At 76.3% G+C, this 1,821-nt stretch carries 2 protein-coding genes; one reads left to right on the plus strand and one right to left on the minus strand.

Annotated features, from left to right (window positions below; translation table 11 throughout):
* Positions 1-182 precede the first annotated feature (182 nt).
* Entirely contained in the window at positions 183-335 is a 153-nt protein-coding gene (locus AA75_RS50365) for a hypothetical protein (RefSeq protein WP_158515642.1), read from the plus strand.
* Positions 336-415: 80 nt separating this feature from the next.
* On the opposite strand, the gene AA75_RS38840 is transcribed toward AA75_RS50365, so the two are convergent.
* Positions 416-1,492 (minus strand): Zn-dependent alcohol dehydrogenase, encoded by a 1,077-nt coding sequence (locus AA75_RS38840; RefSeq protein ID WP_033825172.1) that lies wholly within the window; start codon positions 1,490-1,492, stop codon positions 416-418.
* Positions 1,493-1,821: the final 329 nt, after the last annotated feature.

Genomic DNA, 1,821 nt, shown 5'->3' on the forward strand with positions numbered 1-1,821 from the left:
GGCGCCGCGCCCGGCCGGGGTACCGCCGGGGTGCGGGTGCCCGGAAGCCGGGCGCCGCACGGAGGGTCTCGGTGGGCCACGTCCGACCCGGCCGTTATGGTGATCCGGTCCGGGCGTGCCACCACCGCCCATCCGACGCTGCCGAACGCAGCACCCGTTATCCGCACGGAGAAGACGAGCTCATGTCCGAAACCCTCACCGACACCACCAAGCACGACCTCGGCGCGGCCCGCGCCGAGGAGGCCGCCGACGGCGGCGCGCACGGCCGCCACCGCGGCACGACCGCCCCCGACGACAGCCCCGAGAGCGACCCGCACGGCCGCCACCGCCGCTGAACGCTCCGCCGCCCGGGGAGGCGGGGACGGCATCCGTCCCCGCCTCCCCGGGCCGCTCCCGGGCCGCTCCCGATGCGGGGTCAGTCCAGGGTCAGCACCGTGCGCAGCGCCTCGCCGCTGCGCATCTGGGCGATGGCCTCGTTGACCGCCGCCAGCGGGAGCCGGTGGGTGACCATGCCCGCCAGGTCCAGCCGCCCGGCCCGCCAGAGGTCCACCGCGCGGGCCATCGTCCGCCGCACCTCGCCGCCGCCGTACATCGACGGCAGGATCCGCTTCTCGTTGAAGAACAGTTCGGCCATGCTGAACGGCACCTGGTCGTCCTTGGCGCCGGCGCCGATCACCACCACCGCGCCGCCGCGCCGGGTGGCGTCGTACGCGGCCCGGACGGTGGCGGAGCGGCCGACCGCTTCGAAGACGTAGTCGTAGCCGCCGCCGTCCTGGCCCTTGGCGGCCGCTTTGAGCTCCTCGGGGGCGACGGCGTCGGTGGCGCCGAAGGCCAGCGCCCGCTCGCGCCGCGAGGCCACCGGGTCGACCACGGTGATCCGGGCGGCCCCGCAGACCCGGGCGCCCTGGACTGCCGCGATGCCGACCCCGCCGGCGCCGATCACCGCCACCGAGGAGCCGGGCTCGACCCGGGCGGTGTTCACGGCGGCGCCGAGGCCGGTGGTGACCCCGCAGCCGATCAGCGCGGCCAGTTCGTAGGGCAGGTCGGCGGGCACGGCGAGCACGCTGTCGGCGGCGACCACCACCTCCTCGGCGAAGGTGCCGGTGCTGTAGAAGCCGTAGGCGTCGGTGCCGGCGAAGCGGAAGGTGGGCGTCGAGAGCCGGCGCAGGCTCGCCACGCACAGGTGGCTGCGGCCGCCGCGACACTGCGCGCAAACGCCGCACGGCGGCATCCAGCACAGCACCACCCGGTCGCCGGCCGAGACCCCGGTCACGCCCTCGCCGACCTCGACCACCTCCCCCGCGCCCTCGTGGCCGGGGACGAACGGCGCCGGCTGCGGCATGACCCCGGCCATCGCCGACAGGTCCGAGTGGCACAGGCTGGTCGCCCGCAGCCGTACCCGTACCTTTCCGGGGCCGAAGCCCACCGCCTCGACGTCCTCGCGGACCTCCAGCTCGTCCTGGCCGGTCTTGTGCAGGATCGCTGCGCGCATGGGCTGCTCCCGGGTTCGCGTCGGTGTGGCCGGTCGTCGGCGCTACGAGGATAGGTTCTGGAACACGTTCCAGGAACCGGGGTCCGAGCGGCCGGTCCGGATATTCGACCGCCCGTCCCGCCGCGCTCCTCCACGCCACCGCCGAGTCGGTCGTGCTGCGCCGGCGCAACCGGCCCCGGCCCGTGCGCCGGACCGCCGACGGCACCGCCGACGGGCCGGACCTGTGGACCGAGCTGGCGGAGCGGATCGCGGCGGTCCCGCCGTCCGAGCGCGAGCGGCGGCTGCGGCTGTCCGCGCGCGAGCTCGGTGCCGTGGACGCCACCCACCCG

Source organism: Kitasatospora sp. MBT63 (genome assembly GCF_000710465.2).
In the GTDB taxonomy this organism is placed as follows: domain Bacteria; phylum Actinomycetota; class Actinomycetes; order Streptomycetales; family Streptomycetaceae; genus Kitasatospora.